The 19,782-nt window shown below is 66.6% G+C and carries 21 protein-coding genes and 1 other RNA gene; 10 read left to right on the forward strand and 12 right to left on the reverse strand.

All coding sequences use genetic code 11. The features are described from left to right. Positions 1 to 15: 15 nt before the first annotated feature. The 10 genes from LZA78_RS12895 to gatC form a co-directional block, all read right to left on the reverse strand. A complete protein-coding gene (locus LZA78_RS12895) occupies positions 16 to 1,005 on the reverse strand; it encodes an imelysin family protein (RefSeq protein WP_233677347.1) in 990 nt (329 codons plus the stop codon). After that, the gene (locus LZA78_RS12900) at positions 1,005 to 2,489 is read right to left on the reverse strand and encodes a di-heme oxidoreductase family protein (RefSeq protein WP_233677348.1); all 1,485 of its coding nucleotides are present in this window, start codon (positions 2,487 to 2,489) and stop codon (positions 1,005 to 1,007) included. Before LZA78_RS12900 ends, LZA78_RS12895 begins: the two co-directional genes overlap by 1 nt. Positions 2,490 to 2,544: 55 nt before the next feature. Then, complete coding sequence (locus tag LZA78_RS12905; protein ID WP_233677349.1) at positions 2,545 to 3,807, reverse strand: imelysin family protein; 1,263 nt, start codon at positions 3,805 to 3,807, stop codon at positions 2,545 to 2,547. 175 nt (positions 3,808 to 3,982) lie between these two features. Beyond that, complete coding sequence (gene rpmG, locus LZA78_RS12910; protein ID WP_011750518.1) at positions 3,983 to 4,150, reverse strand: 50S ribosomal protein L33; 168 nt, start codon at positions 4,148 to 4,150, stop codon at positions 3,983 to 3,985. Between the two features lie 117 nt (positions 4,151 to 4,267). After that, entirely contained in the window at positions 4,268 to 4,978 is a 711-nt protein-coding gene (locus LZA78_RS12915) for a DUF533 domain-containing protein (protein ID WP_233677350.1), read from the reverse strand. Between the two features lie 109 nt (positions 4,979 to 5,087). Then, positions 5,088 to 5,483, reverse strand: an RNA gene (gene rnpB / locus LZA78_RS12920) — RNase P RNA component class A. Between the two features lie 40 nt (positions 5,484 to 5,523). After that, positions 5,524 to 6,237, reverse strand: a complete 714-nt coding sequence (locus LZA78_RS12925; protein WP_233677351.1) for an N-acetylmuramoyl-L-alanine amidase — start codon at positions 6,235 to 6,237, stop codon at positions 5,524 to 5,526. After that, the gene (locus LZA78_RS12930) at positions 6,201 to 6,881 is read right to left on the reverse strand and encodes a hypothetical protein (protein ID WP_233677352.1); all 681 of its coding nucleotides are present in this window, start codon (positions 6,879 to 6,881) and stop codon (positions 6,201 to 6,203) included. Before LZA78_RS12930 ends, LZA78_RS12925 begins: the two co-directional genes overlap by 37 nt. Positions 6,882 to 6,893: 12 nt before the next feature. Continuing rightward, a complete protein-coding gene (gatA, locus tag LZA78_RS12935; RefSeq protein WP_233677353.1) occupies positions 6,894 to 8,372 on the reverse strand; it encodes an Asp-tRNA(Asn)/Glu-tRNA(Gln) amidotransferase subunit GatA in 1,479 nt (492 codons plus the stop codon). After that, positions 8,369 to 8,656 carry an Asp-tRNA(Asn)/Glu-tRNA(Gln) amidotransferase subunit GatC gene (gene gatC / locus LZA78_RS12940; RefSeq protein WP_218628552.1) on the reverse strand — a complete coding sequence of 96 codons (288 nt, stop codon included), beginning with the start codon at positions 8,654 to 8,656 and terminating at the stop codon, positions 8,369 to 8,371. Before gatC ends, gatA begins: the two co-directional genes overlap by 4 nt. Positions 8,657 to 8,767: 111 nt before the next feature. Between gatC and LZA78_RS12945 the strand changes: the two genes are divergently transcribed. Next, on the forward strand, positions 8,768 to 9,460 hold the full coding sequence (locus LZA78_RS12945) for a metal-dependent hydrolase (protein WP_233677354.1): 693 nt from the start codon (positions 8,768 to 8,770) through the stop codon (positions 9,458 to 9,460). Between the two features lie 29 nt (positions 9,461 to 9,489). On the opposite strand, the gene LZA78_RS12950 is transcribed toward LZA78_RS12945, so the two are convergent. Continuing rightward, on the reverse strand, positions 9,490 to 9,930 hold the full coding sequence (locus tag LZA78_RS12950) for a DsrE family protein (protein WP_233677355.1): 441 nt from the start codon (positions 9,928 to 9,930) through the stop codon (positions 9,490 to 9,492). A gap of 77 nt (positions 9,931 to 10,007) precedes the next feature. Then, positions 10,008 to 10,457, reverse strand: a complete 450-nt coding sequence (locus LZA78_RS12955) for a nucleoside deaminase (protein ID WP_233677356.1) — start codon at positions 10,455 to 10,457, stop codon at positions 10,008 to 10,010. Between the two features lie 123 nt (positions 10,458 to 10,580). Here LZA78_RS12955 and LZA78_RS12960 point away from each other — a divergent pair, with 123 nt between their 5' ends. The 9 genes from LZA78_RS12960 to dtd all read left to right on the forward strand — a co-directional run bounded on the left by LZA78_RS12960 (position 10,581) and on the right by dtd (position 19,699). Next, positions 10,581 to 12,338 (forward strand): pseudouridine synthase, encoded by a 1,758-nt coding sequence (locus LZA78_RS12960; protein ID WP_233677357.1) that lies wholly within the window; start codon positions 10,581 to 10,583, stop codon positions 12,336 to 12,338. Between the two features lie 202 nt (positions 12,339 to 12,540). Further along, positions 12,541 to 13,434 carry a 5-bromo-4-chloroindolyl phosphate hydrolysis family protein gene (locus tag LZA78_RS12965; RefSeq protein ID WP_233677358.1) on the forward strand — a complete coding sequence of 298 codons (894 nt, stop codon included), beginning with the start codon at positions 12,541 to 12,543 and terminating at the stop codon, positions 13,432 to 13,434. An 84-nt stretch (positions 13,435 to 13,518) separates the two neighbouring features. Then, positions 13,519 to 13,839, forward strand: coding sequence for a hypothetical protein (locus LZA78_RS12970; protein WP_233677359.1), 321 nt, complete (start codon positions 13,519 to 13,521; stop codon positions 13,837 to 13,839). After that, entirely contained in the window at positions 13,836 to 14,756 is a 921-nt protein-coding gene (locus tag LZA78_RS12975) for a hypothetical protein (RefSeq protein WP_233677360.1), read from the forward strand. The genes LZA78_RS12970 and LZA78_RS12975 overlap by 4 nt, the downstream gene beginning before the upstream one ends. Positions 14,757 to 14,783: 27 nt before the next feature. Next, positions 14,784 to 15,944, forward strand: a complete 1,161-nt coding sequence (locus LZA78_RS12980) for a toxic anion resistance protein (protein WP_233677361.1) — start codon at positions 14,784 to 14,786, stop codon at positions 15,942 to 15,944. A gap of 2 nt (positions 15,945 to 15,946) precedes the next feature. Continuing rightward, positions 15,947 to 16,933: a DUF2927 domain-containing protein gene (locus tag LZA78_RS12985; protein ID WP_233677362.1), complete on the forward strand. Its 987-nt coding sequence runs from the start codon at positions 15,947 to 15,949 to the stop codon at positions 16,931 to 16,933. Positions 16,934 to 16,942: 9 nt separating this feature from the next. Continuing rightward, positions 16,943 to 18,097: an SPFH domain-containing protein gene (locus LZA78_RS12990; RefSeq protein ID WP_233677363.1), complete on the forward strand. Its 1,155-nt coding sequence runs from the start codon at positions 16,943 to 16,945 to the stop codon at positions 18,095 to 18,097. A 3-nt stretch (positions 18,098 to 18,100) separates the two neighbouring features. Further along, on the forward strand, positions 18,101 to 19,222 hold the full coding sequence (locus LZA78_RS12995) for a TFIIB-type zinc ribbon-containing protein (protein ID WP_233677364.1): 1,122 nt from the start codon (positions 18,101 to 18,103) through the stop codon (positions 19,220 to 19,222). Positions 19,223 to 19,249: 27 nt separating this feature from the next. Further along, a complete protein-coding gene (gene dtd, locus LZA78_RS13000) occupies positions 19,250 to 19,699 on the forward strand; it encodes a D-aminoacyl-tRNA deacylase (RefSeq protein ID WP_233677365.1) in 450 nt (149 codons plus the stop codon). Positions 19,700 to 19,782 lie beyond the last annotated feature (83 nt).

The raw sequence follows: 19,782 nt of genomic DNA on the forward strand, positions 1-19,782 counted from the left end.
GGTAGTCCTTTATTGTCAGTCGCCATCGGCCGAGTTGAACCCGGCCGACACGCCCAGAAGCGTGCCGATCTCGGCCTCGGCGGCGGTGCGTGCGGCCTGGATGGCCTGTTGCAAGATCTCGACCTTGAGCCGCCCCGAGGGATCGGAGACGCCCGCGAAGGTCGGATCGTCAAGCTTGCCCGCCAGATCGAGCGCACGGTCGAACGCGGCCTCGGTTTGCGGGATCTCACCCAGCCCCTGCGCAAGCGCCTCGGCCATCGCGCGCAGAGCGGTCAGCGACAGGGTCACGTTGCGCAGGCTGCGGCCGGAGGCCAGCGCCTCGGCCCGTTCCGGGCGGGGCTTGTCGAAGGTGCCAAGCGGGCGCCCAATGCGCGTGTCGGCATCGAACTCAAGCCCTGTAATCAGCTGGGTGAACAGCGCCTGCCGCCCTTCGGAGGCAGTCAGGAAGGTCGCGTTGCCCTCGGCCCCGGCGCTTAGCACCAGATCGGCATAACCGCCCGTCCAGCCTGCCTCGGTGGTCGCGGCCATCGCGGCCAGATCCTGCGCCAGTGCCTTGCGCAGATCGCAAGCATAAGCGTCGCTTATTTGCGCGCTATCGCCATAAATCAGCCGCTCCAACCCGAACAATCCGCGCGCGGCGACCGAGACTTGCGCCATCGCCTCGGACGTCAGCAGGGCGGGGTCGGCCTTGGTCAGCATCGCGTCCAGCTGACGCCCGCCGATATTCTTCGGGTCGGGCCAATAGGCGATGGCCAGGGCGCGGCCCTGCTCCTCCACCGGCCCCATGCGCAGATGCGAAACGCCAAGCCAGGCGTCGAAGGTGGCGTTCCATTCGTCGCGCAGGCCCTCGGCCGCGCAGTCTGTCTGCGCAGCAGCAGCCAGATCGGCGCTTGCCTTGCTGAAGGCGGCATAGCCCGGCAGGACATGCTTGCTGATCACTTCCGGCACATCGGCCATGGCGGGGGACGCAAGGGCCAAAAGGGCGGCAAGGGCAGGCAAACGCATCAGAGACTCTCCAGGTAGCGGATCAGGGCGGCGCGGGTGTCGGGCGCCATCCGCGCGACCCTATCACGGGCGGCTTGGGCTTCGCCACCGTGCCACAGGATGGCCTCCAGTAACGATCGCGCGCGCCCGTCATGCAGGTAGGTCGTGGGTTTGCCGCTGACCTCGGCGTTCAGCGCAATGCCCCAAAGCGGCGCGGTGCGCCATTCCGCACCCGTGGCGACGCCCTCGGGGCGCCCATCGGCCAGTCCCGACCCCATGTCGTGCAGAAGCAGATCGGTATAGGGCCAGATCAGCTGAAAGCTACGCGCGGGGTCATCGGCCAGGCGGGCGGTTACGTATTTCGGGCGATGACAGGCGGGGCAGCCCACTTCGTGGAAGGCGTCCTTGCCCTGCAAGACCTGCGCGTCTTCTGGTGCGCGGCGGGCGGGCACCGAAAGCCCCTGCAAGTAGCGCGCCACCAGATCGAGAGCATCGCCCCCCACCTCGCGCCCGTCGCGCAGCCCGGCATCTTCGCCATTCGGCGCGACGCGGCAAGCGATCTGATCCGCAGTGCAATCCCCCGACGGATCGGGAAAGAGCGGCGAGGAGAGCCCCATATCGGTCGAGAACGCCGCCGCCGCCATTTCGCGCAGTGTCGCTGCCCCGGCCTTGAGGCCAAAGCGACCAAGCATCGCCTGCCCGCGATCCGCCGACCAGACCAGTGAGGCACGGCCCGAGATCCCGTCGCCATCCTTATCCTCGGGGTCGGCGCCCGCCAGAATATCGGCCTCGGGCACAGCCTCAAGCAAGCCAAGCCCGATCAGTTGCGGCCCGACGCGCAGCGAGGTCATCACCTCCGACGCCAGCGCAGGGGTCACGTTCGCAAGCGGGCGACGGAGCGAGACGACCTCGCCCCCGGAAAGGCTCACTTGCGTCTCCTCCCAGTCGATGCTCAGCGCGCCCTCGGGCGCGACACCGGGAATGGCGCGATCCTGCAACTGTGTGCCAAGCTGCGGATCGGGCAGCTTGGCTTGCCAGCCGGGGATCGCGGCAAGATGAGCGGGAATGGCCGAGGCGGGCGCGGCGCGCGACAGTTTCAGCACCATGCCGGAAAGCGCGCCCGGCGCCTCGGGCGGGCCGCCGCGCGCATCGCCGGGGTGGCAATTGGCACAGGCCCGCGCGTTGAACAGCGGCCCGAGCCCGTCCGAGGCGCGCGTGGCCGTAGGCGCGGGCACCCAGAGCTTGTCAAAGATTGCCTCGCCCAGAACGAAATCGAGCGCGGCGCCCTCCCCTAAAGTCACAAGCGGAGCCGAGAAACGCCCATCCATTACCGTCCCGGCTCCGGCGGGACGCGCTTCATAGGGTTCAACCCGGCCCGGATCGGCGGGAAGGGCCGTGACCGCAGCCACCCGCGCGGCATCCGCATTGCTGCGTGGCGCGGCAGGGTCAGCCACCGCGGGCAGGGCCAGCGAGAGGCCAAGCAAAAGGGAAATCGGGCGGATCATCGGCAGTCAGACAATGAAAGGGTGCGTGGCCCGAAGCCTCGGGCCACGCGAAGAGTCACTGAAACACGGCGTTCGGATTATCGAGGCTATCCGAGCCTTCGACCGTCGCCTCGGTGCCGAGGGCCGCCACGGCGCGTTCGATGCTGCGGGTCTGCGCAATCAGCGCATCGACCGCCTTGTTGATGATCGCGGCACCGGCCTCGTTGCCCATTCCAAGCATCTGGTCGAAGGCCATGCCGCCTTCGGCTGCGGCTTTCATCTCACCCAAGGCCGCGACCGAGCCATCCAGATCGGCGCGCAGCTTTTCATCCACCGCCGGATCGGCGGCCTTGACCAAGTCCGACAGCGACGGCCCCGACACGACCGAGCCATCGACGCGGGTATAGCTGCCCAGATAGACGTTCCGAATGCCGAGGCCATCATAGTAATGGCTCAGGTGCGTCATGTCCGAGAAGCAATCATGCTCTTCCTCGGGGTCGTGCAGCATCAGGCCCAGCTTGATCCGCTCGCCCGCCAACTCGCCGTAGGAAAGCGACCCCATCCCGGTCAGGATCGCCGAGACCCCCGCCGCCGGGTCCGCCATCAGCGCGGTGCGGGCGCCGCCGTCCGCCTCCCAGTTCGCGGCCATTTCCGCCAGATCCGCCACCAAGAGATCGGTCGCGGCCTTCAGATAGGCGGCACGGCGATCGCAATTGCCGCCGGTACAGCCCTCGCCTGCCAGGTAGTCGGTGAAGGGGCGCGCGCCGGCACCGGCCTCGGTCCCGTTCAGATCCTGCCCCCAGAGCAGGAATTCGACGGCATGGTAACCGGTGGCCACGTTGGCCTCGATCCCCTCGGCCTCATGCAGGACACCGCCAAGCAGTTCGGGCGTGATCTCGGTCGCGTCGATCTCGGTTGCGCCGATGGTGATCTTCGGGTTCGCGACGACATTGAGCAGCGCCAGTTCGTTTTCCTCGTTCACCGCGGCCGAGGACATATCGACATAGTCGATCAGCCCCTCGTCGAGTGGCCAAGCGTTCACGCGGCCTTCCCAGTCATCGACGATGGCATTGCCGAATCGGAACGCCTCGGTCTGCTGATAGGGCACACGCGCCGCGATCCAGGCCGCGCGGGCGGCTTGCAGCGTGTCCTCTGACGGCGCGGCAATCAGGGCGTCGACTGCGCCTTGCAGCGCCTGAGCGGTGGCGAGGCTGTCGGCATAGCCCGCTTGCGCCAGATCGGCATAGGTATCCAGCACAGCTTCGGTTGAGGGGGCTTCAGCAAAGGCCGGGCCGGTCAGTGCGGTCGAGGCCGCGAGGGCCAGCAGGGTCTTTTTCATCGCGCGTTCCTTCTGAATCAGTTCTGCGCCCCGGTCGCGCGGGACAACGAGCGGAAACCTACTGATTTAGTCAGATATGTAAACCCGATTTTTTCACTCGGATAAATTGACCCCACGCCAAAGAAAAAGGCCGCACCCGAAGGTGCGGCCCTTAAGACCCAAGGTCTGGCAGATCTTACTTGATCTTGCCTTCCTTGTATTCGACGTGCTTGCGAACGACCGGATCGTATTTGTTCACGGTCATTTTTTCGGTCATGGTGCGGGCATTCTTCTTGGTCACGTAGAAGTGCCCGGTGCCCGCCGTCGAGTTCAGACGGATCTTGATCGTCGTCGGCTTCGCCATTGTCGTTCTCCTAGAGCCGGGCACCCCGGCCCGCTGAATTCCTTTGAAGCCCGCCTTTTAGCGAGGCGCGTTTCAGAGTCAACCTCCAAAGCGCGCCTTTGCCGAATTTATCGCGGCTTAGTGCGTGGGCTTGCCCATAGCCTTGTGGATCTCCAGCACCTTGGAGGCCTCAAGCCCCATCGCAGCAGCCAGATTCGCCAGATATTGTTTCTCGGCATCGGTATCGACCGAGATAGCCATCAGCGCGGCCGAATAGACCTGCGCCTTGGCGCTCTCGCCCGCCGCCGTGGCCAGCCCCACGACATCGACCGGCGCATCAAGCTCCGCCGCGACGAAGGCGATCTCTTCGTCCGAGGCATCCGACAGGTGATCCATGATCTTGGCGCGCTCGTCGCGGTCGATCTCGCCGTCGGCCTTGGCGGCCTGGATCATCGCGCGGATCATCAGCTTGGCCTGCTCCTCCATGATCGCGCTGCCCGGCGAGGCCGCCGACACCGCCCCGATCATGTCGCCAAGCCCCTTGGCGCCCGCAGTCGCGGCACCGGTCATGGCCGACATGAGGTTGCCAAGGCCCGCCTCGGTCGCCTCGGTCGCGGCAACCGCCTGCGAACCGAACTTGGCCACCATGTCGCGCACGGCTTCCTTGCCGCCCGGAACGCCCATCTTCTCGGCGAAATCGCCCATCTGGTCAGCCATGCCGCCCGGCTCTCCGGCGCCGCGCATCGCCTCTTTCATGCCTTCCATGCCACCGATCTTGCGGAACTTGTCCACCCCGCGCGCCGCGGCAAACCCAACGGCCAGCGTGGCCAGCGTCTTCACAAAACTCATCCTACACCCCCCGGTTGTTCAGGTTCGCGAATAGTGCGGCCAAAGGGCCATTCCACAAAAGGTTTTTTCGCCGCGAGGGCGATTGGCCGCGATATGCGGAGGGAAGAATTTGCGCGGATGGCCTGTAAGCCGGATTTTGTCCAAGGCCGAAGCCTCTGGATGACCATTCCTCTGGCCCTGCGGTTGCCCGCAGGATCTAGCCGCCAACCCGGACCACTCGGGGCGAAGCTCCCCTGCCGCGAACGGCGCGTGGTCCCTATTCGGCGTTGCTCCCGGTGGGGCTTGCCGTGCCGGTCCGGTTACCCGTCCCGCGGTGGGCTCTTACCCCACCGTTTCACCCTTACCCTGCAAGCAGGGCGGTCTGTTCTCTGTGGCGCTTTCCCTGGGGTTTCCCCCGCCGGGCGTTACCCGGCACCGCCGCTTCATGGAGTCCGGACTTTCCTCGACCCCCCAGCTATCCGCGAAATGCGGAGCTATGGGCAGCCGCGGTCATCCAGCCATCCGCGCGCCGCCCAGATATGCGCGCGCGGCGCCCGCGTCAATCGCTAGCAGGCGCGCCACTGATCGCCGTCATCGCCATAGTGTGCGGCCAGCGCGGCCACCATGGCCATGTCGGCGCCATCGAGCGGCCCGTCATGGCGCGGCCGGAAACGCAGCCGGAACGCCTGCAAAAGCTGCGAGGGCGGCACCTCGGGGTAGCCGAAGGCCTGCGCCAGCGCCGCGAAAACCTGCGGGTCGGGGGGCAGTTGCGGCCCCGCCTCGGGCCAGACCGCCAGCCCCTGCAACGCCAACCTGCGCCAGTCGAAGCGTGGCCCCGGATCGGCCTTGCGGTCGGGCGCCATGTCGGAATGCGCGATCACGCCCTCGGGTCCGATGCCCCAACGCACCATAATCGCGCGCAAGAGCACCTCAAGCGCGGCCATCTGCGGCTCTGGGAAAGGCGCGTCGCCGGTATTGGCGAGTTCGATGCCGATCGAGCGGGAGTTCACATCCCCCTGCCCGCGCCATGCACCTGCGCCCGCGTGCCAGGCGCGTGCTGCCTCGTCCACCAGTTGCTCGGCCCGGCCATCCTCGGCGATCAGCCAATGGGCCGAGACCTCGGCCACCGGGTCGCACAGGCGCGCCCTCGCCTCGGCGCAGCTGCGCATGGCGGTGTAGTGGATCACGATCAGTTCCGGGCGCAAACCGCCCCTGCGCTCGCCGAAATTGGGCGAGGGCAGCGTCACTGGCGCGCGGCCTGGAACGGGCGCGGGTCCCATCCGCAGGCAAAGCCGTCGCCATCGGGGTCGAGGTTGAGCGAATCCTTCTGCGGCCCGCCCTTCTCAAGGAAGGCCATCTGCGCGAGATCCGGCGAGATATACTTGGCGCAGGCCTTGCCGGAATCGGTCAGGTGGAAGCCGCCGCGATCATAGATCTGCTGGCCCATCCCGTTGGTCGCCGACAGCGCATAGGCCGCAAGGTTTGGACCCGCAGAGCCCTGCACCGCTGGCGCGACGACAGGCGCCGGGGCGGCCGGCACCAGGGGCGCCGCCGTGGGGGTCGGAGAGGTCGCGGCCAGCGTCGCCAGCGCCTCTTGCCCGAGGGATTGATCCCCCGCTGCAGGCGTCGCTACAACCGCGGTCGGCACTGCTGCACCGGGCTGGATCGCCGCGGGCGCCAGCGCCGAAAGCGGCGCCGTGCCGTAGCCATTATTCGCCGGAACCGGAGCGGCCGCCGCCACCACCGGCTGCGCGGGGGCGATCTTCGGCGCGGGAATGGCCGCCTGACGCTGCCCCACCAACTCGGCCTCGCGCTGCGCCAAATAGGTCCCGTAATCGCCAAAACCGACCCCGGCAGTGCCGGACCCGGTCGGAGTGCACGCCATCAGCGCCAGCGCAGGAAGGGCAAGAACGAGGATTTTCATCGGTTTACTCCGTTACCACCACTTGTCGGGCTTGGCCGCGAAGCCGACCGCCTTTTCAAGCACATAGGCATGATTGAGCAGATCGCCCTCGGCCCAGGGCCGACCGATCAGTTGCAGCCCCAGCGGCAGGCCCTTGGAATCTAGCCCCGCCGGAACCGAGACGCCCGGCAAACCGGCAAGGTTCACCGTCACGGTGAACACGTCATTGAGATACATCTCGACCGGATCGGCATCCTTCATCTCACCGAGGCCAAAGGCCGACGAGGGCGTCGCCGGCGTCAGGATCGCGTCGATCCCGTCGGCGAAGGCGATGTCGAAGTCGCGCTTGATCAGGGCGCGCACCTTGCGGGCGCGGTTGTAATAGGCGTCGTAGAAGCCCGCCGAGAGGACATAGGTGCCGATCATGATGCGGCGCTGCACCTCGGGGCCGAAGCCCTCGGCGCGGGTCTTTTCATACATCTCGACGATGCCGTCCCCCGCTGCCAGCTTGGCGCGGTGGCCGTAGCGCACCCCGTCATAGCGCGCGAGGTTCGACGAGGCTTCCGCCGGCGCGATCACGTAATAGGCGGGCAGCGCGTATTTCGTATGCGGCAGCGAGATATCGACGATCTCGGCGCCCGCTTCGCGCAGCATGGCGCTGCCGTCTTCCCAGATCTTGGCGATCTCGGCGGGCATGCCGTCCATGCGGTATTCGCGCGGAATGCCGATCTTCTTGCCGCGAATGTCGCCGGTCAGCGCCGCTTCGAAATTCGGCACCGGAATATCGGCCGAGGTCGAATCCTTGGCATCGACCGAGGCCATCGCCTCGAGCATGATCGCCGCGTCGCGCACCGATTTGGTCATCGGACCGGCCTGATCGAGCGAGGACGCAAAGGCCACCACACCCCAACGCGACACGCGCCCGTAGGTCGGCTTGATGCCGACGATGCCGGTGAAGGCCGCAGGCTGGCGGATCGAGCCGCCGGTATCCGTGCCCGTCGCCGCAAGGCAAAGGTCCGCCGCGACCGCCGCCGCCGAGCCACCCGAGGAACCACCGGGCGTCAGCTTGCGATCATCGACCTTCCAGGGGTTCACGACCGGGCCGTAGCAGGCCGTCTCGTTCGACGAACCCATGGCGAACTCGTCCATGCTGAGCTTGCCCAGCATGACTGCACCCGCGTCCCACAGGTTTTGCGTGACGGTCGATTCATACTCGGGCTTGAACCCCTTGAGGATGTTCGAGGCCGCTTGCGAGGCCACGCCCTTGGTGCAGAACAGATCCTTGATCCCCAAAGGGATGCCGCACATCGCGGGCGCGTCACCGGCCTTGAGACGCACATCGGCGGCCTTGGCCTGATCCAGCGCGATCTCGGGGGTCTTGGCGCAATAAGCGTTCAACGCACCCGCACCGTCGATGGCCGCAAGGCAGCTTTCGGTGATCTCGACCGAGGTCACATCGCCCTTGCGCAGCGCGTCGCGGGCATCGGCGATCGTCAGTTTGTTCAGGCTCATTCGACCACCTTCGGCACGGCAAAGAAGCCCTCGCGGGCGTCGGGGGCGTTCTTGAGGATCTTGTCCTGATAGCCGCCGTCGGTCACCACGTCCTCGCGGCGCTTGAGACGCATCGGCGTCACCGAGGTCATCGGTTCGATCCCCTCCACGTCAACTTCGTTAAGTTGCTCCATGAAGGTCAGAATGCCACTCAGCTGCCCGGCGAGTTTGGGCAGATCCTCTTCGGCCACGGCAATGCGCGCCAGATGCGCCACCTTGCGGGCGGTGTCGATGTCAATGGACATAGGGGTCTCCGCTTGTCTTGGGCCGGGTTTAGCGCCCATGGCCCCGGCTTTCAAGCGCGCTTGCCGGGCGCGGCTACGACGCTAATCTGGGACGAAACAGCGGAGGATGCGATGAAACTCACCTGGCTCGGCCATTCCGGCTTCCGGCTTGAAATCGAAAACGCGGTCATCCTGATCGACCCGTGGCTGACCGGGAACCCGGTCTTCCCGGCCGAAAAGCGCGCCGAGGCCATCGCGGGCGCGACCCATGTGCTGCTGACGCATGGCCATGGCGACCATTCGGGCGACACGCTGGCCATCGCGAAAGAGCTGAATATTCCCGTTGTTGGGATCTATGATCTGGTGTCCTGGTGGCAGGAGACGCAGGGCATCGCCGGCGTGGGTTTCAACAAGGGCGGCACCGTCGATCTGGGCGGCGCCAAGGTCACCATGGTGCCGGCGGCGCATTCATCGTCCGTCGGCGGGGCGAACGGGCCGGTCTATGCGGGGGGCGAGGCGGGCTACATGATCGCGGGCGAGGGCCACACGATCTATGTCAGCGGCGACACGACGATCATGGCCGACATGGGATGGATGGGCGATTACCACGCGCCCGACATCGGTATTCTCTGCGCGGGCGGGCATTTCACCATGGACATGAAGGCCGCAGCCTTTGCCGCGAAGAAATACTTCGATTTCAAGACAGTCATTCCCTGCCACTACCGCACCTTCCCGCTGCTGGAACAATCCGCGGATGCGCTGAAAGCGGGCCTGCCGGGCGTGCAGGTGATCGAGCCGCAGGTGATGCAGTCGATCACGCTCTAGGCGGAGGGGCCAAACGGCCCCTCCCCGTTTCACGGACGGATATAGGCGAAGCCCTCGCCCTGCAGCTCCATCAGCCGCACCGCACCCGAGGGCACCACGGTGGCCTCCTCGATAAGCGCGGGCGCGGCGCCCTCCTTGGCGGTCATCCCCTTGAGGGTATTGTTGCAGGCGGCGAAAGTGATCGGCGCCCCCGCCATGGCCATCTGCTCGATCCGGTCCTTCACCGGCGAGGTGTCGGCGCGCAGCATGTGCAGCCCCGGCCCGTAGGTCACGATTTCAATGGCCACCTCCTGGCCCAGCTCGGCGTAATGCGCCGCGATGTTGCTGGCATTGTTAAGCGCCAGGTTCATCACCTGCGGATCATTTTCATCGACCTGAATAGCAACCTTGGCCGTGGCATCGGCCAAGACCGGGCCAGCACCCAGCATAGTGGCCAGCGCAAGCGCGGCCAGTCCTCCCTTACGAATCATGTGAACCTCCCTTTCACATCAGGGGTTCAGCGTCCGCGCATTCGGGCCCAAATCCAAGAAAATTCGAATATGTGAATTCAGCGCCGCGCGGCGAAGAAATCCTTGAGCAGGCGCTCGGCCTCGGAGGCGCCGATGCCGTCATAGACCTCGGGAACATGGTGGCATTGCGGATGGGCAAAAACGCGGGGCCCCTGCGCCACGCCGCCCGACTTGGGATCGGCCGCGCCATAGTAAAGCCGCGCGATCCGAGCCTGCGAGATCGCCGAGGCGCACATCGGGCAGGGCTCAAGCGTGACGTAAAGGTCATGGCCCGGCAAACGCTCCGACCCCACCGCGGTGCAGGCCATGCGCATCGCCAAAATTTCGGCATGCGCGGTTGGGTCCGACAGCTCGCGCGTGCGGTTACCGGCGCGCCCGACGACCTCACCCGAGGGCGAGATCACCACGGCGCCCACAGGCACCTCGCCGCGAGCGGCAGCGGCCCGCGCCTCCTCCAGCGCCAGATGCATATGCGATACGAAATCCATGCCGAACACATGCATATGATCGCGCCGCCGCGCAAGGCGCTTCCCAAGCGCCAAGGGATCGGTTAGAGGGGCGGCTTGCGCCCGAGACCTCCGCGCGCCCATTCCCTTAGAAGGACGACATCGATGACCGACACGCCCGCCACTCCGGCGAATACCCCCGAACGCATTGCCAAGGTGATTGCCCGCTCCGGCGTGGCCTCGCGCCGTGACGCCGAGAAGATGATCCTAGCGGGCCGCGTGACCGTGAACGGCAAGCCCGTGACCTCCCCCGCGCTGGACGTTTCCCCGAAAGACAAGGTGGCCATCGACGGCAAGCCGATCGACGCGCCGCAAGAAACCCGCGTGTGGCTTTACTACAAGCCGCTTGGCCTCGTGACGACCGAGAAGGACGATCAGGGCCGCCGCACCATTTTCGACGAGATGCCCGAGGGCATGCCGCGCGTGCTGAACATCGGCCGTCTGGACCTCAACTCCGAGGGCCTGCTGCTTTTGACCAATGACGGCGGGCTCAAGCGTCGGCTTGAGCTGCCCGAGACCGGCTGGCTGCGCAAATACCGCGTGCGTGTGAACGGCCGCCCGACCGATGACACCTTCCGCCCGCTGCGCGAAGGTATCACCATCGACGGCGAGGACTTCATGCCGATGGAGATCACGCTGGACCGCCAGCAGGGCGCCAACGCCTGGCTGACCGTGGGCCTGCGCGAGGGCAAGAACCGCGAGATCCGCCGCGCCATGACCGAGATCGGCCTGACCGTAAACCGCCTGATCCGCGTCAGCTACGGCCCCTTCCGCCTGAATGAGATGCAGCCTGGCGATGTCGTCGAGATCAAGCGCAAGGTGTTGCGCGACCAGATGGGCGACCGGCTTCTGTTGGGGGTCGAGGATGGCCGCAAGTCGATGACCGAGCGTGAAGAGGCTGGCCGCGCCGCCCGCGAGGCCCGCTTTGCCCGCGCCAACGACGCCAAGGAAGGCCGCGCCGCCCCGCGTTCGCGCCCCGCGCGCGGCGAGGACGACGCCCCCCGCAAGAGCTTTGGCCGCCAGCGCGATTTCTCCGCTTCGGGTGACCGGCCCGAACGCAGCGAGCGCCCGATGGGCGACGGCGCCGAGCGTAAACCGCGCTGGTCCAAGACCGGCGGCAAGCCGCGCGCCGAGGGTTTCCGCTCGCACCGCGACGACGCCGGTTCTGATGGCGCCGAGCGCAGCTACGGCGACCGCCCGCGTTCGGACAAACCTTGGGGCGACAAGCCTCGTGGGGATCGCCCGCAGTCGGACAAACCCTGGGGCGACAAACCCCGTGGGGATCGTCCGCGTTCGGACAAGCCCTGGGGTGACAAGCCCCGTGGCGACCGTCCGCGCTCGGACAAGCCTTGGGGGGACAAGCCCCGTGGCGACCGTCCGCAGTCGGACAAGCCCTGGGGGGACAAACCCCGTGGCGACCGCCCGCGCTCGGACAAGCCCTGGGGCGACAAACCCCGTGGCGACCGTCCGCAGTCGGACAAACCCTGGGGGGACAAGCCCCGTGGTGATCGTCCGCGCTCGGACAAGCCCTGGGGTGACAAGCCCCGTGGAGACCGCCCGCAGTCGGATAAGCCTTGGGGCGACAAGCCCCGTGGGGATCGCCCGCGTTCGGATAAGCCTTGGGGTGACAAGCCGCGTGGCGACCGTCCGCAGTCGGATAAGCCTTGGGGCGACAAACCCCGTGGCGACCGCCCCTTTGCCGCCAAGCGTGACCGCGACGACGGCAAGCCCGGCGGCTTCAAATCGCAGGGCTTCAAGAGCCATGGCGGCGCGGGCAAGCCGCGCGCAGCGGGCTTCAAATCGCATGGCGCCGGTGCTGGCCGTCCGCAATCCAAGGGCCCGCGGGGCCCGAAGCGCGACTAAGACCTGATCGGCGGGGAGAAATCCCCGCCATCATTCCCCTTGCCTCTGGCGAGCCTGCCCGGGAATGCCTATTCTTTGAGGGCGCCGCACCTTGGCGGCCCCTTGGGATCGGGTTCGATGTCACTTAACGCCTTGCGATACATCGCCTATTTTCTGGTTCTCGCGCTGACCTTCTCGGTGGCGCTGACCGGAGGGGTCTAGGATGGCGCAGCGTTACGGCGGCAAATACAGCCCCGATCCGCAGGAAACCTCCGAACAGACCCACGGCACCTTGCCGCCCGAACGGATGCCCCGCGTCCAACACCGGCAAGAGGGCTGGCCGTTCTGGATCGCCGTGGCCGCCCTGCCCTTCGTGCTGGGCGCGATTGGCACGGGCCCCACCAACCTTGTGCGCAGCATCGGCGCCTTTGGCGTGATCGCGCTGTCGGCGTGGCTCTTGCGAGAGGGACTGAAGGCCGAAGCCGCCTATGACGCCCGCCGCGTCGCCCGCCGCCCCGCCCTGCCGCGCAAGATCCTTGGCGCGCTGTTGTTGGGCGCAGGGCTTGCGCTTGGCGCAACCGATGCAAGCCTGCCCGGCGCGGGCGTGATCGGGCTGATCGGCGCAGCGCTGAGCCTTGTCGCCTTCGGCCCTGATCCGATGCGCGACAAGGGCATTGAGGGGATCGACCGGTTCCAGCAAGACCGCGTGGCCCGCGTCGTGGCCGAGGGCGAGAAGCACCTGAACGCCATGCGCGAGGCCATCGCACGGGCGCAGGACAGCCGCCTTTCCGCCCGCGTCGAGGCCTTCGCAGCCACCGCGCGCCAGCTGTTCCGCGCGGTCGAGGAAGACCCCGGCGATCTGGCCGCCGCGCGCCGCTACATGGGGGTTTACCTTGAGGGTGCGCGCGATGCGACGATCCGTTTCGTCGACCTCTGGGGCGCCACGCGCGACCCCGACGCACGTCGCGACTACGAGGCGTTACTGACTGATCTTGAAGAGAATTTCACCGCGCGCACCCGCCGCCTGATCGAGAATGGCCGCGAGGGCCTGGAGGTCGAGATCGAGGTTCTGCGCGAACGCCTCGCCCGCGACAATCTGACCCCTCCGCGGGGCTGACGCCGCCGCAATTTCACCCCATTGCCACAGTTTCGCCTCCTCGGCCGGTCAGAGTGTTCGAAACTCGGACCGGTCACTTCTCGAATGCTCAAGTTCAGCACCATTCTTCTCTCTTGCGCGCTGACACTATGTCTCGCCCTGACGGTGCTGGCCTTCCGGCTGGAGCGATCAGGCGTGTTGTCCAGCACCAAGTCGGCCAGTGCGATCCTGGCGGTGATGGCGATGGTGCTGTGCGTGGTGGCGGTTCTGGTCATCAGCCGCAACGCGCTCGGCAAGGCCTGGCACAAGCTGGTGGCGGCGCTTGAGGACAAGGTCGATTGGGGGCCCGAGGGGCTGGTGCCCGCAGTATCGTTCGGTCTGGCGCTGGTTGTCGCCAGTCTGGTTTTCGTTGGGGTAGGTCTATGAAGACAGTCGTCGTGCCCAAGTTCGTCACCGATGCCCGCAGCGTGCTGCGGCGGATCGTGGCGCGCTTTGACACGACGGGCCTGCGCCACACCCCCGGCAGCCTTCTGCCCGACGGCAAGGCCGATGCGGGCGCGCTAACCCCCTCGCTTTCGCGGCGGCTGATGGTGCTGCGCAGCCTGCCGATGATCGGCATTCCGGGCGCGTTGAGCGCCGGCCTGACGGGCATGGTGCAACTGGTATTCGTGACCACCCTATGGCTGCTGGCGATCTGGGTGCTCAAGCAGGGCCTGCTGGCCGAGCGCGAATGGCGCGCCAACCGCACCGCGCATCGCCCCACCCTGCCCCGCAAGCGCATCGGCATGTTCATGGCGACGCTCTCGCTGTTTGCGGGCGGCAGCTACGAGCTGGGGCCGAACTGGGCGGTGCTGCCTGCTGTCGTACTCTGGGGGTTGCTGTCGATGGCCTTTGGCCGCGATCCGCAACGTGACCGCGAGGGGGCCGCGCACCAGACCGACCATAGCTTTGAGGTGCATCGCCTGAGCGTGCGCGCCAAGGAGCGCTGCCGCCGCATCCATAACCTCCTGCGCCGCACCGTGCCCGAATTGCTGCCCGACTTCGCGCTATACGAGGCCACGCTGAACCGCCTCCTGACCGTGCTGGCCACCCAGCCCGAGCATCACTCTCAGGTCAGCGCCCATCTTGGCCCCGAGCTTGAGGCGCTGGAGCAAGCCGCGGAAAAACTTTCGGTTGTCCTTGCTGCCTCGGCAGGGGATGATGCCGTTGGCAGCTATCGCAGCACGCTTGGCAAGATGACCAGCGAGGCGAAACGCTGCCTCTCGCAGTTGAAGGGCATGGGCAGCCGTGCGCTCGACCTCGAGATGGGTGTTTTGGGCGATGCCTTGGCGCGGAAAGTCTGAGGTCGTCGCCCTCCTTCGGGGGTAATGATGACCGAGACTGTCCGCCAAAAGGCCGCAGAGGCCCTGAGCGAAATCGAAAATCTCAATGCAATCGTGTTGCCCGAACCGGGCGCCGAGGTAACCCCGCTGGCCGAGGCCGCGCCCCCCGTCGCCGAGGATATTCGCACGCGCATGGCGCAGATCGACTTGGGCGATACCGCCTCGATCATCTATTTCGGCTCGCAGGCGCAGGGCGAGTTGCAGACGATCAGCCAGTCGATGCTGGCCGATGTGAAGAACAAGGATGTCGGCCCGGCCGGTGACAGCCTGCGGCAGATCGTCACGACGATCCGCGGCTTTTCGGTGTCGGAACTCGACGTGCGCCGCGAGCGGTCGTGGTGGGAAAAGCTGATGGGCCGCACCGCGCCCTTCGCCAAGTTCCTGTCGCGCTTTGAGGCGGTACAGGGCCAGATCGACCGCATCACCGACGATCTGCTGAGCCACGAGCACAAGCTGCTCAAGGATATCAAGTCGCTCGACATGCTTTATGACAAGACGCTGAGCTTCTATGACGAGCTGGCGCTGTATATCGCCGCGGGTGAAGAGAAGCTGCGCGCGGTCGATGCCGCCGACATTCCCGCCAAAGAGGCCGCAATTGATGCCGCCGACGAGACCGCCAAGGTGCTGCGCGCGCAAGAGCTGCGTGATCTGCGCGCCGCGCGTGATGATCTGGAGCGGCGTGTGCATGACCTGCGGCTGACGCGGCAGGTGACGATGCAAAGCCTGCCCTCGATCCGGCTGGTGCAGGAAAACGACAAGAGCCTGGTCACCAAGATCAACTCGACGTTGGTGAACACCGTGCCGCTGTGGGAAACGCAGCTGGCGCAGGCGGTGACGATCCAGCGCTCGGCCGAGGCCGCGCGGGCTGTGCGCGAGGCCACCGACCTGACCAACGAGCTGCTGCAGGCCAATGCCAAGAACCTGCGCGAGGCCAACGCCGCCGTGCGCACCGAGATGGAGCGGGGCATTTTCGACATCAACGCGGTCAAGGCTGCCAATGCCGAGCTGATCGGCACAATCGAGGATTCGCTGCGCATCGCCGATGAGGGCAAGCGCGCCCGCGCCGCCGCCGAGGCCGAGCTGATCACGCTGGAGGCCAAGCTGCGCGATACCCTCGCTTCGGCGCGCGCTCCGGGGAGTGCCGCCTGATCATGCCGCTTTTCCTGAGCCGGGAAATCAACCCCAGCGGCGCGCGCCTTGCCCTGCGCCGCGTGGCGGGGGCGGTCGCCATTGGCGCGGCCCTTGCGGGCTGCGTGCCCACGCAAAGCGCCGCCCCGCGCACCGCCCCGCGCCCGATGAGCGCGCCCGAGGACCTTGGCGAAGAGAACCGCTCGGGCGAGAGCCTCGCGATGCAGGCCTATTTCGCGCAGGTAGAGACGATGCTGATCGACCAGGGACTGCTGCGGCAGGACGTGGCGCCGCGCGACGCCCCCTTCGGCAGGCGCCAGCTGGTGGATAACTTCGTCCACATCGCGCTTTACGACGAATATGCCAATCGGGGCGGCACTTTCGTGGCCAGCACCACCAAGTCGCGCCTGCGCCGATGGGAGCAGCCCGTAACGCTGAGCGTCGAGTTCGGTGCCACGGTCCCCGCCGCGCAGCAACGCAAGGACAGCGCCGCGATCACCGCCTTCGCCGGACAGATAGGCCGCGCCACGCGCCACCCGGTTCGCATGGTGCCCGAAGGCGGGAATTTCTCGGTCCTCGTGCTGAACGAGGATGAGCGCCGCAACGGCGCAGGACGCCTGCGCGCGCTTGTGCCGGGGATCGACTCAGCCTCGGTCAATGCGATCACCGACCTGCCACCAACAACCTTCTGCGTGGTCTTCGCCTTCTCCGACGGCAGCTCGGCCAGCTACAGCCGGGCGGTGGCGGTGATCCGGGCCGAGCACCCCGACCGGCTGCGCATGTCCTGCTTGCATGAGGAACTGGCGCAGGGCATGGGTCTGGCCAATGACTACCCGCGCGCGCGCCCCTCGATCTTCAACGATGACGAGGAATTCGCGCTGCTGACGCGGCATGACGAGCTTTTGTTGCAGATATTGTACGATCCGCGCCTGCGCCCCGGCATGTCCGAGGCCGAGGCGCGCCCGATCGTGGAGGAGATCGCGTCCGAACTTCTGGGCGCCGACAGCTAGGAGGGCCGCATGGGCATTCTCGATTTTCTGACCGGCGAATTTATTGACGTCATTCACTGGACCGACGACAGCCGCGACACGATGGTCTGGCGCTTTGAGCGCGAGGGGCATGCGATCAAGTACGGCGCCAAGCTGACCGTGCGCGAGGGGCAAGCCGCAGTCTTCGTGCATGAGGGGCAACTGGCCGATGTATTCGGGCCGGGGCTCTACATGCTTGAGACCAACAACCTGCCGATCCTGACGACCTTGCAGCACTGGGACCACGGGTTCCGCTCGCCCTTCAAATCCGAGATCTATTTCCTGAACACGACGCGGTTCAACGACCTCAAATGGGGCACCAAGAATCCGATTATCGCCCGCGACCCCGAGTTCGGGCCGGTGCGGCTGCGCGCCTTCGGCACCTATTCGATGCGCATCTCGGACCCGGGCAAGTTCATGTCCGAGATCGTCGGCACGGATGGCGAGTTCACCGCCGACGAGATCAGCTTTCAGATCCGCAACGTGATCGTGCAGGAATTCAGCCGCGTCGTCGCGGGTTCGGGGATTCCGGTGCTGGATATGGCCGCAAACACGGGCGATCTGGGCAAGCTGGTGGCCAAGGCGATCGAGCCGGTCGTGGGGAATTACGGCCTCTCGACGCCTGAGTTCTACATCGAGAATATCAGCCTGCCCGAGGCGGTGGAGGCGGTGCTGGACAAGCGCACCTCGATGGGGATCGTGGGCGATCTGAACCGTTACATGCAGTTCAACGCGGCCGAGGCGATGGGTCAGCCCGGGTCGGGCGCATCGGCCGGCATGGGCACGGCCATGGGTGCCGGGATGGGCGCGGGCATGGGCATGGCGATGGGCCAGCAGATGGGTTGGGGCCCCTGGGGTGTTGCGCCTGCTGCGCAGGCGCCCCAGGGCGGAGGCGGCACGGCTGGCGCTGCGCCGCCTCCGCCACCCCCGCCTCCGGTCGAGAAGGTCTGGCATGTGGCGGTGAACGGGCAGACGACCGGTCCCTATGGGCGGGGTCATCTGGGCCGCATGGTCAGCGAGGGCGGCTTTACGCGTGACTCGCTTGTCTGGTCGCCCGGGCAGGACGGCTGGATGCGCGCCGAGGATATAATCGAACTCGCGCAGCTCTTCACCATCGCCCCGCCCCCGCCGCCGCCCGCAGGCTGAGCCATGCCGGAACCCTCAGCACGGCCTCTGGCCGAGCATCACTACCCTTGCGAATCCTGTGGCGCCGACTTGCGCTTTGCCCCGGGGCAAGAGCGACTGGTCTGCGACTATTGCGGACATATCCAAGACATCCCTCGCGCCACCGGACGCGGGGCTTCGGGGCTGCGCGAGTTGCCGCTTGAGGCGGTTCTGCGGGCCGATCTGCCGGAACTGGAGATGGAGGAGCACCGGACGCTGTCTTGTCCGAATTGTGGTGCTCTGGTCGAGTTCGAGGGCGCGGAACATGCAGCCGAATGTCCGTTTTGTGCAACCCCCGTGGTGGTCGACACCGGCACGAAACGGCTGATCAAGCCGCAAGGTCTGGTGCCGTTCTCGCTGACCGAGGAGGAAGCGCGGGCGTCACTGGGGCGCTGGCTCGGGCGGCTCTGGTTCGCGCCCTCGGGGCTTGCGCAATACGCGCGCCGGGGCCGCAAACTCAGCGGGATCTACGCGCCCTTCTGGACGTTCGACGCCGCCAGCCGCACCGAATACACCGGGCAGCGCGGCGATTATTATTACGAAACCCGCCAGGTGCGTGTGCAGACCAATGGCCGGTGGGAGACGCGGCAGGAACAGGTCCGCCATGTCCGCTGGAGCCACGCGGCGGGCCGCGTCGCGCGGGTCTTCGACGATGTGCTGATCTACGCCGCGCGCTCGCTGCCGCCGAGCTATATCGATGCGCTGCGGCCCTGGGATCTGAGCGGGCTGACCGGGTATCGCCCCGATTACCTCGCCGGGTTCTCGGCCGAGGGCTACACGGTCGAGTTGCACGAAGGCCACCACCTCGCCCGCGCCGAGATGATGCATGTTATCCAGTCCGACGTGCGGCGCGACATCGGCGGCGACGAGCAGCGCATCACACGCCTTGACCCCGCGTTCAGCGCCGAGACCTTCAAGCATATCCTGCTGCCGGTCTGGACCGCGGCCTACAAGTATCGCGGCCGCAGCTACCGCTTCGTCGTCAATGCGCAGACCGGCAAGGTACAGGGCGACCGGCCCTGGTCGGCGTGGAAAATCGCCTTCGCGGTCGCTCTGGTCGCGATTGTGGTCGGTGTCGCGGTTTACCTTGATCGGACGGGGGGCTAAGCGCGGACCGAAACAAGGAGAACGGGCATGAGAGCACTTATCCAGCGGGTCCGGCACGCCAATGTCGTGGTGGACGGCGAAACCATCGGCGAGATCGGTCAGGGCCTATTGATCCTGATCTGCGCGATGCAGGGCGATGGCGAGGCCGAGGCCGACAAGCTGGCCGGGCGTATCGCCAAGCTGCGTATCTTCAAGGATGAGGCGGGCAAGATGAACCGCTCGGTCACCGACATTGGCGGGGCTTGCCTTGTAGTCAGCCAGTTTACACTCTCGGCCGATACCTCGCGCGGGAACCGGCCCGGGTTTTCCTCGGCCGCTGCACCCGATGAGGGCAACCGGCTTTACCAGTATTTCTCGGGCGCGCTGCGTGGGCTTGGCCTGCCCGTCGAGAACGGCGAGTTCGGCGCCGACATGGCCGTAAGCCTGCTCAACGACGGCCCCGTAACCATCTGGATGGACACTGCCGACCGCAGCTAACGCGGGTTTTTCTTGACTTTCAGGCGTCGGGGGCCCATGTGCCCCTCACCCAACGTCCGCTGCCGCGTGAGCAGCCGCGCCCG

Source organism: Rhodobacter flavimaris (assembly GCF_021378075.1).
Classification (GTDB): domain Bacteria; phylum Pseudomonadota; class Alphaproteobacteria; order Rhodobacterales; family Rhodobacteraceae; genus Rhodobacter; species Rhodobacter flavimaris.

What these genes read in the sequence shown, in the direction of transcription:
- LZA78_RS12895 (WP_233677347.1), bottom strand. Translation starts at nt 1,005, where the DNA reads ATGCGTTTGCCTGCCCTTGCCGCCCTTTTGGCCCTTGCGTCCCCCGCC.
- LZA78_RS12900 (WP_233677348.1), bottom strand. Translation starts at nt 2,489, where the DNA reads ATGATCCGCCCGATTTCCCTTTTGCTTGGCCTCTCGCTGGCCCTGCCC.
- LZA78_RS12905 (WP_233677349.1), bottom strand. Translation starts at nt 3,807, where the DNA reads ATGAAAAAGACCCTGCTGGCCCTCGCGGCCTCGACCGCACTGACCGGC.
- rpmG (WP_011750518.1), bottom strand. Translation starts at nt 4,150, where the DNA reads ATGGCGAAGCCGACGACGATCAAGATCCGTCTGAACTCGACGGCGGGC.
- LZA78_RS12915 (WP_233677350.1), bottom strand. Translation starts at nt 4,978, where the DNA reads ATGAGTTTTGTGAAGACGCTGGCCACGCTGGCCGTTGGGTTTGCCGCG.
- LZA78_RS12925 (WP_233677351.1), bottom strand. Translation starts at nt 6,237, where the DNA reads ATGGGACCCGCGCCCGTTCCAGGCCGCGCGCCAGTGACGCTGCCCTCG.
- LZA78_RS12930 (WP_233677352.1), bottom strand. Translation starts at nt 6,881, where the DNA reads ATGAAAATCCTCGTTCTTGCCCTTCCTGCGCTGGCGCTGATGGCGTGC.
- gatA (WP_233677353.1), bottom strand. Translation starts at nt 8,372, where the DNA reads ATGAGCCTGAACAAACTGACGATCGCCGATGCCCGCGACGCGCTGCGC.
- gatC (WP_218628552.1), bottom strand. Translation starts at nt 8,656, where the DNA reads ATGTCCATTGACATCGACACCGCCCGCAAGGTGGCGCATCTGGCGCGC.
- LZA78_RS12945 (WP_233677354.1), top strand. Translation starts at nt 8,768, where the DNA reads ATGAAACTCACCTGGCTCGGCCATTCCGGCTTCCGGCTTGAAATCGAA.
- LZA78_RS12950 (WP_233677355.1), bottom strand. Translation starts at nt 9,930, where the DNA reads ATGATTCGTAAGGGAGGACTGGCCGCGCTTGCGCTGGCCACTATGCTG.
- LZA78_RS12955 (WP_233677356.1), bottom strand. Translation starts at nt 10,457, where the DNA reads ATGGATTTCGTATCGCATATGCATCTGGCGCTGGAGGAGGCGCGGGCC.
- LZA78_RS12960 (WP_233677357.1), top strand. Translation starts at nt 10,581, where the DNA reads ATGACCGACACGCCCGCCACTCCGGCGAATACCCCCGAACGCATTGCC.
- LZA78_RS12965 (WP_233677358.1), top strand. Translation starts at nt 12,541, where the DNA reads ATGGCGCAGCGTTACGGCGGCAAATACAGCCCCGATCCGCAGGAAACC.
- LZA78_RS12970 (WP_233677359.1), top strand. Translation starts at nt 13,519, where the DNA reads ATGCTCAAGTTCAGCACCATTCTTCTCTCTTGCGCGCTGACACTATGT.
- LZA78_RS12975 (WP_233677360.1), top strand. Translation starts at nt 13,836, where the DNA reads ATGAAGACAGTCGTCGTGCCCAAGTTCGTCACCGATGCCCGCAGCGTG.
- LZA78_RS12980 (WP_233677361.1), top strand. Translation starts at nt 14,784, where the DNA reads ATGACCGAGACTGTCCGCCAAAAGGCCGCAGAGGCCCTGAGCGAAATC.
- LZA78_RS12985 (WP_233677362.1), top strand. Translation starts at nt 15,947, where the DNA reads ATGCCGCTTTTCCTGAGCCGGGAAATCAACCCCAGCGGCGCGCGCCTT.
- LZA78_RS12990 (WP_233677363.1), top strand. Translation starts at nt 16,943, where the DNA reads ATGGGCATTCTCGATTTTCTGACCGGCGAATTTATTGACGTCATTCAC.
- LZA78_RS12995 (WP_233677364.1), top strand. Translation starts at nt 18,101, where the DNA reads ATGCCGGAACCCTCAGCACGGCCTCTGGCCGAGCATCACTACCCTTGC.
- dtd (WP_233677365.1), top strand. Translation starts at nt 19,250, where the DNA reads ATGAGAGCACTTATCCAGCGGGTCCGGCACGCCAATGTCGTGGTGGAC.